Genomic DNA, 16,101 nt, shown 5'->3' with positions numbered 1-16,101 from the left:
ACGAACTGCCGTGGTCACGGCTGTTCGAGAACCGCGCCGCGGAACGGCCCACGGCGACCGCTGTCGTCTGCGAGGACGAGTCGTTGAGCTACCACGAGCTCAACGACCGTGCCAACCGGATGGCCCGCCTGCTCCGGGCGCGTGGGGTGGGGGCCGAGGACGTCGTCGGCCTCGCCCTGCCCCGCTCGCCCGAGCTGGTGGTCGCGGTGCTCGCGGTGCTCAAGGCAGGAGCCGTGTTCCTGCCGGTCGATCTGGACCATCCGGCCGAGCGGGTCGCCTACCTGCTGGACGACTCCGGCGCCGGGCTGGTCCTCACCACGACCGACCTGGCGGGCGAGCTGCCGTCCGCGACGGCGGCGGTGCGCGTGGACGCCGCCGCCACGGTGGCCGAGCTCGCCGGGCGATCGGGTGCCGACCTCGACGATGCGGAGGTGGGTGGCCCGATCGACCTGGACCGGGCCGCCTACCTCATCTACACGTCGGGCTCGACCGGTCGCCCCAAGGGCGCGCTGCTCACGCACGAGGGCATCGGCAGCCTCGTCGCGACCGCGGTGGACCGGCTGGGGGTGGACGCCCGGAGCAGGGTCGCGCAGTTCGCCTCGATCGGGTTCGACGTCGCGGTCTGGGACCTGACGATGTCGCTGTGCGTCGGCGGGACCGTCGTCCTGGTGCCGGCCCACCGCCGCGTCGCGGGCCCCGAGCTCACCGACTACCTGTGCGCCAACGGGATCACCCACATGATCCTGCCGCCCTCGCTGGTGGCGGCCCTGCCGCCGGAGAGCCGGTTACCCGACGGCGCCGTGCTGGTCGTCGGCACCGAGACGGTGCCGCCGGAGGTGCTGCGGCGCTGGACCGGCCCCCTGCGGGTGGTGACCGCCTACGGGCTGACCGAGGCGACGGTGAACTCCACCCTGTGGACGGCCGAGCCCGGGTGGAGCGGGCCCGCCCCGATCGGCCGCCCCGACCCCAACACGCACGCCTTCGTGCTCGACGAGCGGCTGCGTCCGGTCGGGGTGGGTGAGGTCGGTGAGCTGTACATCGCGGGACGGGGGCTGGCCAGGGGATACCGCGGCCGCGCCGGGCTGACCGCGTCGCGGTTCGTGGCCGACCCGTTCGCGGTCGACGGCTCCCGGATGTACCGCACCGGCGACCGGGTCCGGTGGCGGGCCGACGGGACCCTCGACTTCCTCGGGCGCGCGGACCAGCAGGTGAAACTGCGTGGCTACCGGATCGAGCCGGGTGAGATCGAGACCGCGCTGCTGGCGCAGCCCGGCGTCACCCAGGCCGCGGTCGTCGTCCGCGAGGACCAGCCGGGCCGCCGCATGCTGGTCGGGTACGTGGTGCTCGACGCGTCGGCGGACCCGCCGGCCGACGTGCGGGCCCGGCTGGCCGACTCGTTGCCGGCGCACATGGTCCCCACCGTGCTGGTGCCGATCGCCGGCGGGCTCCCGATGACGCCGAACGGCAAGCTCGACCGCGACGCCCTGCCCGCGCCGCAGCTCGAGGCGGGCGGTGGCCGGCCGGCCCGCGACGACGCCGAGCGCCGCTGGTGCCGGCGGCTGGCCGAGGCCCTCGACCTGCCCGAGGTGGGCCCGGAGGACGACTTCTTCGCACTCGGCGGCGACAGCATCACCGCGGTCCGGGTGATCCGCGGCGCCCACGAGGACGGACTGCGGGTGCGGGTGCGGGAGCTGATGGAGCTGCGCACCGCCGAAGCGCTGGCCGCCCGGTTCCCCGCCGCGCAACCGGAGGACCGGGCGACCCGGGATTCCGGCGGTGCGGCCCCGCTGCTCGACCCGCAGGTCGCGGCCCGGGCCGCGGCCCGCTACGGCGTCGGCACGGACGCGGTCTTCCCGGCCGCGCCGCTGCAGTCCGGGCTGTACTTCCAGTCGGTCTACGAGGGCTCGGGCGACGTCGACCCCTACACCGCACAGCACGACTTCGAGTTCGCCACCCCACTCGACGTCGACCTGCTCGGCCGCGCGTGCGCGACGCTGCTGAAACGCCACCCGTTCCTGCGCGCCGGGCTGACCGCCGACGGCGTTCCGCAGCCCGTGCAGGTCGTGCTGCCGACGGCCACCGTCCCCGTCGAAGAGGTCACCCTCACCGACCTGCCCCTCGACCACGCGCTGGAGCGCCTGGCCACCCTCGCCGCGGACCACCGCGGCCGCCGCTTCGACCTCGCCGCGCCGCCGCTGTTCCGCATCGCCGTCGCCCACCTGCCCGGTGGCCGGTCCCGGCTGGTGCTCACCCAGCACCTCACCGCGTGGGACGGGTGGTCGCACCACATCGTCCTGCGGGAACTCTTCGCGCTGCTCGGCCACGACGGCACCGATCCGGGACTGCCCGCCCCGCCGTCGCACCTGGACCACCCGCGCTGGCTGGCCGGCCGCGACCACCGGGCCGACGCGGCCGCGTGGCGGCACGCGCTGGCGGGGCTGGACGGCGGCACGCTCGTCGCCGGCGCCCGGCAGGCCGCCCCCGTGGACGCGCCCGTCCTGCCCTCGACCGTCGAACTGGAGCTGCCCGCGGAGGCCGACGACGCCGTCCGCGCCGGCGCCCGCGCCCTCGGCGTCACCGTCAACACCGTCCTCAACGCCGCCTGGGCGATCACCCTCGGCGGGCTGACCGGGCGGACCGACGTGGTCTTCGGCACCACGGTGGCCGGGCGGCCGCCCGAGCTGGCGGGCAGCGACCGGTCGATCGGCCAGTTCCTGAACACCGTGCCGGCTCGCGTGCGGCTCGACCTCGCCGAGCCCGTGAGCGCCCTGCTGCAGCGGATCCAGCGTGACCGGGCGGCCCTGCTCGACCACGAGCACGCCGGGCTGGCCGAGATCCAGCGCGCCGCCGGGCAGCAGCCGTTGTTCGACACCCTGTTCGTGCTGCAGAACTTCCCGAAGCTGGACCCGGCTGTGCTCGACGCGGTGGGCGCCCGCTACGTCGACTACGCCGACGCGACGCACTACCCGCTCGCGCTGGTCGTCGCACCGGAGTCGCGGATGCGGTTCACCCTGCAGTTCCGGCCCGACGTCCTGGACCGGGCGACGGCGACGGCGCTGCTGGACCGCCTGGCGACGACGACGCGACGGCTGCTCGCGGCACCCGCCGAGCCCGTCGGGCGGGTCGACGTGGTGACCGACGACGAACCGGTGGCGCTGCGCGCGGCGTGGTCGGCCAGCGAGCGCGACCTGCCCGACCGCACGGTGGCCGAGCACCTCGCGACGCTGGCCACGGCCACCCCGCACGGCACGGCCCTCGTGTGCGGCGACGACCGGCTGACCTTCGCCGAGCTCGACGCGCGGGTCGACCGCCTCGCCCGGCTGCTCCTGGCGCGCGGCGCGGGCCCGGAGCGCGTCGTCGCCCTGGCCCTGCCCCGCTCCACCGACATGGTGGCGACGTTGTTCGCCGTGCTGCGCACCGGCGCCGCGTACCTGCCCCTGGACCTCGAGCTGCCGCCCGCGCGGCTGGCCGCGATGGTCGGCGACGCCCGGCCGGTCTGCGTCGTGGCGCTCGCCGACGGCCCCGACCTCGACGCGCCGGCCCTCGACGTGCCGACGATCCGGCTCGACAGCCCCGGGATCGTCGCCGAGCTGGCCGCACTGCCACCCGGGCCGCCGTCGTCGACGGACCTGGCAGGGTTCACGGCCGGCTCACCCGGCCGGCTGGACCACCCCGCCTACCTGATCTACACGTCCGGCTCCACCGGCACCCCCAAGGGTGTGCTCACCCCGCACTGCGGCCTGACCAACATGCTGGCCGAGTACCGCGCCGAGATCGTCCCGCGCGCCCTCGCCGGTACCGGGGGCCGCCGGCTGCGGGTCGCCCACACCACGTCGTTCTCCTTCGACATGTCCTGGGACGAGCTGTTCTGGCTGCTCGACGGGCACGAGCTGCACCTGTGCGACGAGCAGCTGCGCCGCGACGCCCACCGCCTCGTCGAGCACTGCCGCGCGCAGCGCCTCGACGTCCTCAACGTGACACCGACCTACGCCCGCGCCCTGCTCGACGCCGGCCTGCTCGACGGCGGGCACGTACCGTCGCTGGTGCTGCTCGGTGGCGAGGCCGCGACCGACTCCGTCTGGACCGCGCTGCGCGAGGCGCCGCGCACCGACGGCTACAACCTCTACGGGCCCACCGAGTTCAGCGTCAACGCGCTCGGTGGCGGTGTCGGCGACAGCACCACCCCGACGGTCGGGCGGCCGGTGCACAACGCCCGGGTCCACATCCTCGACAGCGCGCTGCGCCCCGTGCTCGACGGCTCGCCCGGCGAGCTCTACCTGGCCGGCGCCGGGTTGGCCCGCGGCTACCACGACCGGGCCGGCCTGACCGCCGAGAAGTTCGTCGCCGACCCCTACGCGACCGAACCGGGCGGACGCATGTACCGGACCGGCGACCTGGCCCGACGGCGCCCCGACGGGAACATCGACTTCCTCGGCCGCACCGACGACCAGGTCAAGATCCGCGGCTACCGGATCGAGCCGGGTGAGATCGTCGCCGCACTGGAGGCGCACCCCCTGGTCGCGCAGGCCGCGGTGGTCGTCGACAGCACGTCGTCGCGCGGGGGCCCGGCCCTCGCCCGGTTGGCGGCCTACCTGGTTCCCGCCGACCCGCGCGCCGGCGCCCCCGCCGCCGAGATCCGCAGCCACCTGGCGCTGCACCTGCCCGCCCACATGGTCCCCGCTTCGATCGTCGCCCTCGACGAGCTGCCGTTGACCACGAACGGCAAGCTGGACGTCCGGGCCCTCCCGGCGCCGGTCTACACCGGCGGCGGCAGCCGCCCTCCGCGGACCGGGCCCGAGCGGGTGCTGTGCGCCTTGTTCGCCGAGCTGCTCGACGCGACCGACGTCGGAGCCGGCGACGACTTCTTCGCTCTCGGCGGCGACAGCATCAGCTCGGTCACCCTGGTCGGCCGGGCCCGGGAACGCGGTCTGGTCCTCACCCCGCGGCAGGTCTTCACCAGCCGGACCCCCGAGGCGCTCGCCCTCGTCGCCACCGTCGAGGACACCCCCGAGCAGGCCCGGCCGCCGGTCGCGCCGCTCGAACTGGTACCGCTCGACCTCACCACGCTCGGCTCGCTACGGGAGCGGTTCGCCGACCTCACCGACGTCTGGCCGCTCTCCCCGCTGCAGTCCGGGCTGTACTTCCAGGCCGTCTTCGACGACTCCGGGGCGCTCGACGTCTACACCGGGCAGACCACCTTCGAACTGGACCATCGCGTCGACGCGGCCCGCCTGCGCGCAGCGACGCAGCTGCTGCAGCTGCGGCACCCGACGCTGCGCTGCGCGTTCGTCGACAACGGTGACGGCACCGTCCACCAGGTCGTGCGGGCCGCCGCCGACGACCCGGTGACCGAGCACGACCTGTCCGGCCTCGCCCCCGCCGAGGCCGCGGCGCGGGCCGGGGACATCGCGCACGCCGACCGCACCCGCCGGTTCGACCTCACCGCGCCGCCACTGTTCCGGATGTCGCTGCTGCGCCTGCCCGACGGCACCGACCGGCTGGTGGTCACCTACCACCTGCTGGCGTGGGACGGCTGGTCGCACAGCACCCTGTTCGACCAGCTGTTCACCCTCTACGGCGGTGGCAGCGCGCAGGCGCTGCCACCCGCGGGCGGCTACCCCGAGTACCTGCGCTGGCTGGCCGAACGTGACGGCGACGCCGCGCGCGCGGCATGGGCCGGCGCCCTCGCCGGGATCGAGGAACCCACCCTGGTCGCTCCGGCGCTGCGCGCCGGGACCACCGCCCCCGCAGCCATCCCCGCCCGGACCGCGATCACGGTGCCCGCCGGGGGGTCCGAGGCGGTGCGCGCGGGCGCCCGGCGCTGCGGGGTCACCCTCAACACCGTGCTCAACGCGGCGTGGGCGCTCGTGCTGGGTGGCCTCACCGGCCGCGACGAGGTGGTCTTCGGCACCACCGTCGCCGGGCGGCCACCGGAGCTGCCCGGGGCCGCGCACGTCGTCGGCCAGTTCCTGAACACCGTGCCGACGCGGGTGCGCACCGACCCCGCCGAAGCCGTGGGCGCGTTCCTGCGCCGGCTGCAGAACGAGCGGCTCGCCCTGAGCGAGCACGAGTTCCTCGGGCTCGGTGCCATCCAACGCGCGGCAGGGCAGCCGGTGCTGTTCGACACCCTGTTCGTGCTGCAGAACTTCGCCGACATCCCGCAGCGGGCCCTCGACGCCGCCGGGGTCGTCGGCCGCCGCCACGTCGACGCCACCCACTACCCGCTGGTGATGATCGCGACCCCCGGCGACGAGCTGGGCCTGACCCTCGAACACCACGTCGCCGTGAGCGCCGCCGAGGCGACGGCGCTGCTGCGGCGCACGGCCGACGTCGCCGCGGCGCTCGTCGCCGACCCGGACCGCCCACTCGGCCGGCTCGACCTGCTCGGGCACCAGGAGCGGGCGCACCTGCAGCGGGACTGGTCGGCCACCACCCGCCCGCTGGGCACGGAGTCGGTGGCCGAGACGCTCGCCGCGACCGCCGCGGCGCACGCCGCGGACACCGCCCTCGTCTGCGGGTCGCAGCAGCTCTCGTTCACCGAGTTCGACGAGCGGGTCGACCGGCTGGCCCGGCTGCTGCTGGCCCGCGGCGCGGGCCCCGAACGCGTCGTCGGGCTCGCCCTGCCGCGCGGCACGGACATGGTCGCCGCACTGTTCGCGACGCTGCGCACCGGCGCCGCCTACCTCCCGCTGGACCTGGAGTACCCGGCGCAGCGCCTCGCCGTGATGGTCGCCGACGCCGACCCGGTGTGCGTCCTCACCACGGCCGACGCCGCCGCTCTGCTGCCCGCCGACGTCCCGATCTCGGCACTCGACGACCCGGCGGTGGTCGCCGAGCTGGCCGCGTTCCCGGCGGGCCCGCTCGGCGACGCGGAGCGCCCCGGCTTCGCCGCCGCCGACCCCGCCCGGCTCGAGCACCCCGCCTACCTGATCTACACCTCCGGCTCCACCGGCCTGCCCAAGGGCGTGCTCACCCCGTACCGGGGGCTGACCAACATGCTGGCCAACCACCGTGCCGAGATCTTCGACCCCGTGGTGGGCGCCGCGGGCGGGCGCCGGCTGCGGATCGCGCACACCGTGTCGTTCTCCTTCGACATGTCGTGGGAGGAGCTGCTCTGGCTCGTCGAGGGCCACGAGGTGCACGTGTGCGACGAGGAGCTGCGCCGCGACGCCCACAAGCTGGTGGCCTACTGCCGCGACCAGCGCATCGACGTCGTCAACGTGACACCCACGTTCGCGCACGCGCTGCTGGAGGAGGGGCTGCTCGACGGCCCGCACCGGCCGTCGCTGGTGCTGCTGGGCGGCGAGGCCGTCACCGACACGGTGTGGTCCGCGCTGCGCGACGCCCACGGCGTCACCGGCTACAACCTGTACGGCCCCACCGAGTACACGATCAACACCCTGGGCGGGGGAACCGCCGACAGCGCCACCCCCACCGTCGGCAAGCCCATCCACAACACCCGCGGCTACGTGCTCGACACCTCCTTGCGCCCGGTCCCGGTCGGCTGCCCCGGCGAGCTGTACATCGCCGGCGCCGGGCTGGCCCGCGGCTACCACCGGCGGGCCGCGCTCACCGCGGAACGGTTCGTCGCCGACCCGTTCGCCGCCGGGCCGGGGCGGCGCATGTACCGCACCGGTGACCTGGTCCGCCTGCGTCCGGACGGGAACGTCGACTTCCTGGGCCGTACCGACGACCAGGTCAAGATCCGCGGGTTCCGGGTCGAGCCCGGGGAGATCGCCGCCGCTATGGAGTCGCTGGAGCAGGTGGCCCACGCCGCGGTGATCGCGCACACCCATCGCCCGTCCGGGCGCAAACGGCTCGTCGGCTACCTGGTGCCGGCGGTCCCGGGGACCCCGGCCGACGCGCTGGTCGCCGCCGTGCGGGCCGAGCTGACCGAGCGCCTGCCCGCCCACATGGTCCCGGCCGCGCTCGTCGAGGTCCCCGAGCTGCCGCTGACCGTCAACGGCAAGCTCGACACGACCGCGCTGCCGGAGCCGACGTTCGCGTCGAGCCGTCGGCGCCGCGCCCCGCGCACCGACCCCGAGCGGGTGCTGTGCGGGCTGTTCGAGGAGCTGCTGGGCGTCGGCGACGTGGGTGTCGACGACGACTTCTTCGAGCTCGGCGGCGACAGCATCGTCTCCATCGGGCTGGTGGGCCAGGCCCGCCGGCTCGGCATCGCGATCAGCCCGCGGCTGGTGTTCGAGCGCCGCACCCCCGAGGCGCTCGCCCTCGCCGCCGCGACCGCCCCGGCGGCCCGGCACGAACCCGGGTCGGGGGTGGGGCGCGTTCCCCCGATCCCGATCCTCGCCGGGCTGCGCGACGAGGCGGTCGGCATCAACGGGTTCTTCCAGTCACTGTGCGTGCAGACCCCGGTCGGCGCCGACACGGCCGCGCAGGTCGCCCTGCTGCAGGCCCTGCTCGACCGGCACGACCTGCTCAGGGCCCGGCTGGACCGGGCCGACGACTGGGCACTGCACGTTCCCGAGCCCGGCACCGTCGCGGCCGCGGACCTGCTGCGGACCGTCCCCGCGCCCGACGACCCGGCCGCGCTCGCCGCATTGCTCGACGCGTGCGAGGACGAGGCGGTCGGCCGGCTCGACCCCGACCGCGGGGTGATGGTGCAGGCCGTGTTCGTCGACGCCGGGCCGACCCGGCGCGGCCGGCTGCTGCTCGTCGCCCACCACATCGTGGTCGACGGCGTGTCCTGGCGCATCGTCGGCGAGGACCTGGCGCAGCTGTGGCAGCAGCACCAGGACGGCCGTCGGCTCGCCGCGGAGCCGGTGCCCACCTCGTTCCGCGACTGGACCGAGGCGCTGCACCGGGAGGCGGGTCGCGACGAGCGGCTGGCCGAGCTACCCCGCTGGCGCGACGAGCTGGACCCGCGAAACGTGTGCCCGGTCGGGGACCGGGCGCTGGACCCGGCCCGCGACACGGTCGGCACCACCCGGTCGTCGACCGTGGCGGTGCCCGCCGCGGTCACCCGGCGGCTGCTCGGCGCGGTCCCGGCCGCGTTCGGCGGCACCGTCAACGACGTCCTGCTCACCGCGCTCGCGGTGGCCCTGCGCGGCGACCGCGACGAGGGCGCGGTGCTGGTCGACCTGGAGGGCCACGGCCGGGAGGGCGCCGCGGTCGACGAGACCCTCGACCTGTCCCGGACCGTGGGCTGGTTCACCACCATCGCCCCGGTCCGGCTCGACCCGGGGCCCGTGGCGTGGGCGGAGTTCCTCGACGGCGGCCACGCGATGGCGGCGGCCGCGAAGCGGGTCCGGACCGCGATCGAAGCACGCCGCGACCGCGGGATCGGCTACACGGTGCTGCGCCACCTGCACCCGGACCGGGCGCAGGCCTGGGCCGGTACCGCCACCCCGTCCGTCCTGTTCAACTACCTCGGCCGGTTCGGCACCGGCGAGCACCCCGACGGCCAGGACTGGGGCCTCGCCCCGGAACGCCCGGCGCTGGGCGAACGGGCCGACCCGGACACCGCGGCAGGCTACCCGCTGGAGATCAACGCCGCGGTGACCGACGGTGCCGCGGGCCCGTCCCTGTCAGCCACGTTCGCCTGGCCCGACGGGGTGCTCGCCGAGGCCGACGTGACCGCGATCGCGCAGCGCTGGGCGGCCGCGCTGGCGGCCCTCGCCGAGCACGCCCCGGCGCCCGGCGGCTGGGGCCCGTCACCCGCCGACTTCCCGCTCGTGACCCTGGCCCAGCCCGACGTCGACGCGCTCGCCGCGACGGTCACCGGCGGCCTGGCCGACGTGTGGCCGCTGACGCCGCTGCAGCAGGGGATGTACTTCCACTCCCGCTACCACCTGCACAGCGACGCCGACCCCGACGGCTACATCGTGCAGTACGTCCTGGAGCTGGCCGGCCCGCTGACCGGTGAGCAGCTGCGCGCCGGGCTCGCCGCGCTCACCGCCCGCCATCCCGCGCTGCGCGCCTCGTTCCACGAGACCCTCGACGGCGGGCTCGTCCAGGCCGTGGCCCGCACGGTCGAGGTCCCGCTGCGCGTGCTGCACCCGGCCGACGACGCCACCACCGCCCGCGCCGCGCGGGAGGAACGACGGCACGCCTTCGCGCTCGACGAGGCGCCGCTGCTGCGGGTCGCCCTGCTCACCGGCGACCGGCCCGAGCAGCCGGACGCCGCGCACCGGGTGGTCGTCACCCTGCACCACCTGGTGGCCGACGGCTGGTCGCTGCCCGTCCTGTTCGACGACCTCCTCGACCTGATCGAGGCCCGCGGCGACGGCCGGGACCCACTGCCGGTGCCGTCCTACCGGGAGTACCTGGGCTGGCTGTCGCGTCAGGACACCGGCCGGACCCGGGCGGCCTGGCGGGCGGCGCTGGCGGGGTTGACCGAGCCCACCCTGCTCGGCGCCGCCCTGCCCGCCGATGCCGCCCCCACCGCCCCCGCGGCGCTGACCGGGACGGTCCCGGCGGAGCTCACCGGCATGCTGGGGGCAGCGGCACGCCACCGCGGGCTGACGTTGAACACCCTGGTCAGCGGGGCGTGGGCGATCGCACTCGGCACCCTCACCGGACGCGACGACGTCGTCGTCGGTGCCGTGGTGTCCGGCCGCGACGCCGACGTCCCCGGCATCGACTCCCAGGTCGGGTTGTTCATCAACACCGTGCCGGTGCGGGTGCGCTGGTCACCCACGCACTGCATCAGCGACGTGCTGCTCACCCACCAGCGTGAGCAGGCCGACCTGCTCGGGCACCAGTACCTCGGGCTGGCCGAGGTGCAGTCGCTGGCCGGTGTGGAACAGCTGTTCGACGTGCTGTTCGTGTTCGAGAACTTCCCGCCCGGTGCGGACGGGCGGGCGCCGGGTGGGCTGCGGATCACCGGCACCGGTGAGTCGGTCGAGGCGCGCACCCACTTCGCGGCGTCCCTGCAGGTCTTCCCCGGCGCGGAGCTCGCGCTGCGGCTGCAGTACGACGAACGACGCGTCCCGGTCGAGCGGGCGCGGCGGCTGTACGAGGCGTTCCTGTCGGTCCTGCACGAACTGGCCGCGGACACCGACCGGCCGATGGCCCGGCTGCAGCTGCTCGCCCCGGCGGAGCGGGCCGCGCTCGAACAGGGCTGGGCCGCCACCGGCCACCCGGTGCCCCCGGCGACGGTCGCCGAGCTGCTCGCGCAGCGCGCCGCGGCGCGACCCGACACCGTGGCGCTGGTGTGCGACGGCGAGCAGCTGACCTTCTCCGAGCTCGACGCCCGGGTGAACCGGCTGGCCAGGCTGCTGCTGGCGCGCGGTGCCGGGCCGGAGCGCACCGTCGCGCTGGCGATGGCGCGGTCGCTGGACACGGTGGTGGCGCTGTTCGCGGTGCTGCGCACCGGCGCGGCCTACCTGCCGCTGGACCTCGACCACCCGGCCGACCGGTGGGCCGTGATGCTCGCCGACGCCCGGCCGGTGTGCGTGCTGGCCGACAGGCCCGGCGCGGAGCGGCTGCCCGCCGAGGTGGGCGCACCGGTGGTGGGGCTGCACGGCGGGGAGACCGCCGCGGAGCTCGCGCGGCAGTCACCGGCCGCGCTCACCCCCGCCGAGCTCGGCCCGTTCGCGCCCGGTACGCCGGGGCGGCTGGAGCACCCCGCGTACCTGATCTACACCTCCGGCTCCACGGGGCTCCCCAAGGGCGTGCTCACCCCGTACCGGGGGCTGACGAACATGCTGGTGAACCACCAGGCGAAGATCTTCGGCCCGACCCTGGACCGGGCCGGGGGCCGCCGGCTGCGGATCGCGCACACCGTGTCGTTCTCCTTCGACATGTCGTGGGAGGAGCTGCTCTGGCTCGTCGAGGGCCACGAGGTGCACGTGTGCGACGAGGAGCTGCGCCGCGACGCCCAGCAGCTCGTCGCCTACTGCGCCGAGCAGCGCATCGACGTCGTCAACGTGACGCCCACCTACGCGCGGACACTGCTCGACAGCGGCCTGCTCGACGGCCCGCACCGACCGCCGCTGGTCCTGCTCGGCGGGGAGGCGGTCACCGAGTCGGTGTGGACGCAGCTGGCCGCCGCGGAGGGGGTGGTCGGCTACAACCTCTACGGCCCCACCGAGTACACGATCAACACCCTGGGTGGCGGCACCGAGGACAGCGTGACACCGACGGTCGGCACACCGGTCACCAACACCCGCGCCTACATCCTCGACAGCGCGCTGCGCCCCGTCCCGCCCGGTACGCCCGGTGAGCTCTACATCGCCGGCGCCGGGTTGGCGCGCGGCTACCACGACCGCCCGGGGCCGACGGCGGAGCGGTTCGTCGCCGACCCGTACGGCGCCGCCGCGGGCGGGCGCATGTACCGCACCGGCGACCTCGTCGTCGCGCGGGCCGACGGGAACATCGACTTCCTCGGCCGCACCGACGACCAGGTCAAGATCCGGGGCTACCGGGTGGAGCCGGGCGAGATCGTCGCCACCCTGGAACGCCACCCCGGGGTGGCCCAGGCGGCGGTGACGGTGCACCGGCGGGGGGAGGCCCGGATCGCCCACCTGGCCGGCTACCTGGTCGCGGCCGGGCCCGCCGACCCGGCGGCGCTGGTCGCCGCGGTGCGCACGCACCTCGCCGAGCAGCTACCGCCACACATGGTCCCCACCACCCTCGACGTGCTGGACGAGCTGCCGCTGACCGTCAACGGCAAGCTCGACGCCGCAGCGTTGCCGGCTCCGGAGCTCACCGGGACGCGGGAGCACCGCGCGCCGCGCTCCGAGGCCGAGCGGAGCCTGTGCAACCTGATCGGGCGGCTGCTCGGGGTGCCGGACGTCGGCATCGACGACGACTTCTTCGCACTCGGCGGCGACAGCATCAGCTCGATCGCGCTGGTGTCGCAGGCCCGCCGGCACGGGTTGGTGCTGCGGCCGCGGGACGTGCGCACGGCACGCACCGTCGAGGCCCTGGCCGCGCTGGGTTCCGGTCCGGCGACCGCGGCTCGGGTGGACGTGGACGGCGCCGGGACGGGCCGGTTGCCCGCCACCCCGATCATGGGATGGCTCGCCGGGTCGACCGCGGCGGCGGGCGGCTCGATCGGCGCCTTCCACCAGGCGGTGACCCTGCAGACCCCGGCCGGGGTGGACGCCCCGGCGCTCCTGCCCGTCCTGCAGGCCCTGCTCGACCACCACGACCTGCTGCGCGCCCGGCTGCACCGCGAGACGGCACGCTGGGAGCTGGAGGTCCCCGAGCCGGGCACCGTCCGGGCCGGCGACCTGCTGTCGGTGGCCGACCTGCCGGCCGGCACCGACGTCGGGACCGTCGTCGAGGAGCAGCGGCTGCAGGCCGCCGCCCGCCTCGACCCCGACCGCGGGGTCATGGCGCAGGCGGTGCTGCTCGACGCCGGACCGGCCGCCCCGGGGATCCTGCTGCTCGTCGCGCACCACCTGGTCGTCGACGGGGTGTCGTGGCGGATCCTCACCGAGGACCTCGCCGAGGCGTGGGCCCGCCACCGCGCGGGCGAGCCGATCGCCCTGCCCGACGTCGGGACGTCGTTCCGCACCTGGGCCCGCGGGCTGGCCGACGCCGGACGCACCGGTGCCCGGGCCGGGGAGCTGCCGCACTGGCGGGCCACCGCGCAGGCGGCGGCCGGCCGGTTCGCCCGCACCCCCCTCGACCCGGGTCGCGACACCGCCACGACCATCCGGGAGCACTCCCTGGTGCTGCCGGCCGACTGGACGACACCACTGCTGTCGTCCGTCCCGGCCCTCCTGCGTGCCACGGTCAACGACGTCCTGCTCGCCGCGTTGGCGGTCGCCGCCGCCGAGTGGCGCCGCCGCACCGGGCGCCTCCCCGGCGACGGCACGCTGGTCGCCCTGGAGGGGCACGGCCGGGAGGAGCACGTCGGAGACGTCGACCTCACCCGGACCGTCGGCTGGTTCACCACGGCCTTCCCGGTGTACCTGCCGGTCGGGCCCACCGCGTGGTCCGCCGTGCTGGCCGCCGACCCCCACGAGGTGCGCCGGATCGTCGGTGGGGTCGGCGAGCAGCTCTGCGCCGTCGCCGACGGCGGGCTGGGCTACGGCGTGCTGCGCCACCTCGACCCCCAGGCCGGCCCCCAGCTCGCCGGCGCAGCCGAGCCCGAGCTGCAGTTCAACTACCTCGGGCGCTACGCGGAGGGCGCCGGGGACGGGGGCGACTGGCAGACGCCGGCGGGGCTGGACCCGCTGACGGGCGGTCGGGACGACGCCATGCCGGCCGGGCATCCGCTGGTGCTCGACGTGCTCGCGGTCGACGTCGACGGGCGGCCCGAGCTGCACGCTTCCTGGGAATGGCCGGCGGCGGTCTTCGCCGCCGGTGAGGTGCCGAGCCTGGCCGAGCTGTGGTTCGAGGCGTTGCGCGGCATCGTCCGCGCGGTCGCCGGACCGGGCAGCCCCGGACAGGACGACCGCACGGAAGGTGGCCTCACATGACCGCGTCCTCCGGCCGGTCGGTCCTGACCGGGTCGATCGGCGCCTTCCGGGGCCGGGTCGGGCTCGCCACCCTCTGCTTCGGCGGCCACCAGATCGGCGAGGTGCTGGTCCCGGTGCTGGTCGGGGTGGTGATCGACACCGCCCTGCGGACCGGGGACCCGGCGGCGTTGCTCGGTTGGCTGGCCGTGCTCGGCCTGGACTTCGCCTTCCTGTCCGTCTGCTACCGGCTCGGCGCCCGGCAGGCCTGGATCGCGGACGTGTGCGCCGACCAGCGTCTGCGGCTGCTCATCGCCCGCCGCCTGCTCGCCCCGGCCGGCGGCGCCGAGAGGGGCCGCCTGCCGGGCGAGCTCGTCTCGATCGCCACCTCCGACACCAAACGCGTCGGTCTGATCAACTTCGGGCTGCCGCTCGGGCTGGCGGCCCTCGCCGCGCTGCTGGTCGCCGCGGTGGCACTGCTGCGGATCTCGGTGCCGCTCGGGCTGCTCATCCTGCTGGGCACGCCACCGGTGCTCTACCTGATCCACCTGTTCGGCCGGCCCATCGAGCGGCGCAGCGAGGCCGAGCAGGAACGGGCCGCGCAGGCCGCGGGCACCGCCACCGACCTGGTCGCGGGCATCCGGGTGCTCAAAGGCCTGCGGGCAGAGCCCGCCGCGGTCCGCCGCTACGCCCGGACCAGCGCCGACTCGCTGGCGGCCACCCTGCGGGCCACCCGCAGCCAGGCCTGGTTCTCCGGGACCGTGCTCATCGTCAACGGCACGTTCCTCGCCGTGATCGCGCTGGTCGGTGGCCGGCTGGCGGCCGCGGACCAGATCAGCACCGGGCAGCTCGTGGCCGCCGTCGGGCTGGCCCAGTTCCTCGTCGACCCGCTGCAGGAGCTGGGCTGGGTCAACGAACGGTTCGCGCAGGCCAGGGCGTCGGCACGGCGGATCGCCGAGCTGCTCGGCGCACCGGCGGCGGTCGGCGCCGGGAGCGCCCCGCCGCCCACCCGGGTCGACGGTGCCCTGCACGTGGCCGACCTGCGCCACGGCTCGCTGACCGGGCTCGACCTCGACGTCCGGGCGGGCGAGCTCCTCGGGATCGTCGCAGCCGACCCGGCCGACGCACTGGCCCTGCTGAGCTGTCTCGCCCGCGAGGCGGACCCCGAACACGGGTCGGTACGGCTCGACGGGGTACCGCTGGCCGACTACGCACCCGAGTCCGCCCGCGAGGCGGTGCTGGTCGCGGCCCACGACGCGGAGCTGTTCGCGGACACGGTGCGCGCCAACGTCGGCGCCGCCGCCCCCGCCGAACGCGACCTCACCCCGGCGCTGGCCGCCGCGCGGGCCGACCAGGTGGTCGACGCGCTCGCGGACGGGGCCGACACCGTCGTCGCCGAACGTGGACGGACGCTCTCCGGTGGGCAACGCCAACGGGTGGCGCTCGCCCGGGCGCTCGCCGCGGACCCACCCGTGCTGGTGCTGCACGACCCGACCACAGCGGTGGACTCGGTCACCGAGGCCGAGATCGCCACCGGACTGCGCACCCTGCGCCACGGCCGGACCACCGTGGTGGTGACCAGCAGCCCCGCTCTGCTGGCCGTCGCCGACCGGGTGGCCCTCGTGGACGGCGGCCGCGTCACCGCGCTCGACCGCCACGACCGGCTCCTGGCCGACCGGGCCCGCTACCGAGACGTGGTGCTGGGGTGACCGACCGCGAACTGCTGCCGGTC

The 16,101-nt window shown here is 75.9% G+C and carries 1 protein-coding gene and 1 pseudogene; both read left to right on the top strand.

The features are described from left to right. Positions 1–44: 44 nt before the first annotated feature. A pseudogene (locus tag AB7F12_RS18725) lies at positions 45–14,393 on the top strand (amino acid adenylation domain-containing protein); the annotation flags it as partial. Then, positions 14,390–16,078, top strand: a complete 1,689-nt coding sequence (locus AB7F12_RS18720; protein ID WP_428498524.1) for an ABC transporter ATP-binding protein — start codon at positions 14,390–14,392, stop codon at positions 16,076–16,078. The pseudogene AB7F12_RS18725 and the gene AB7F12_RS18720, both read left to right, overlap by 4 nt. Positions 16,079–16,101 lie beyond the last annotated feature (23 nt).

Source organism: Pseudonocardia sp. (genome assembly GCF_050250275.1).
GTDB lineage: Bacteria > Actinomycetota > Actinomycetes > Mycobacteriales > Pseudonocardiaceae > Pseudonocardia.
Note: the sequence above shows the minus strand (reverse complement) of the source record. Positions and strands in the feature narration are given on the sequence as shown.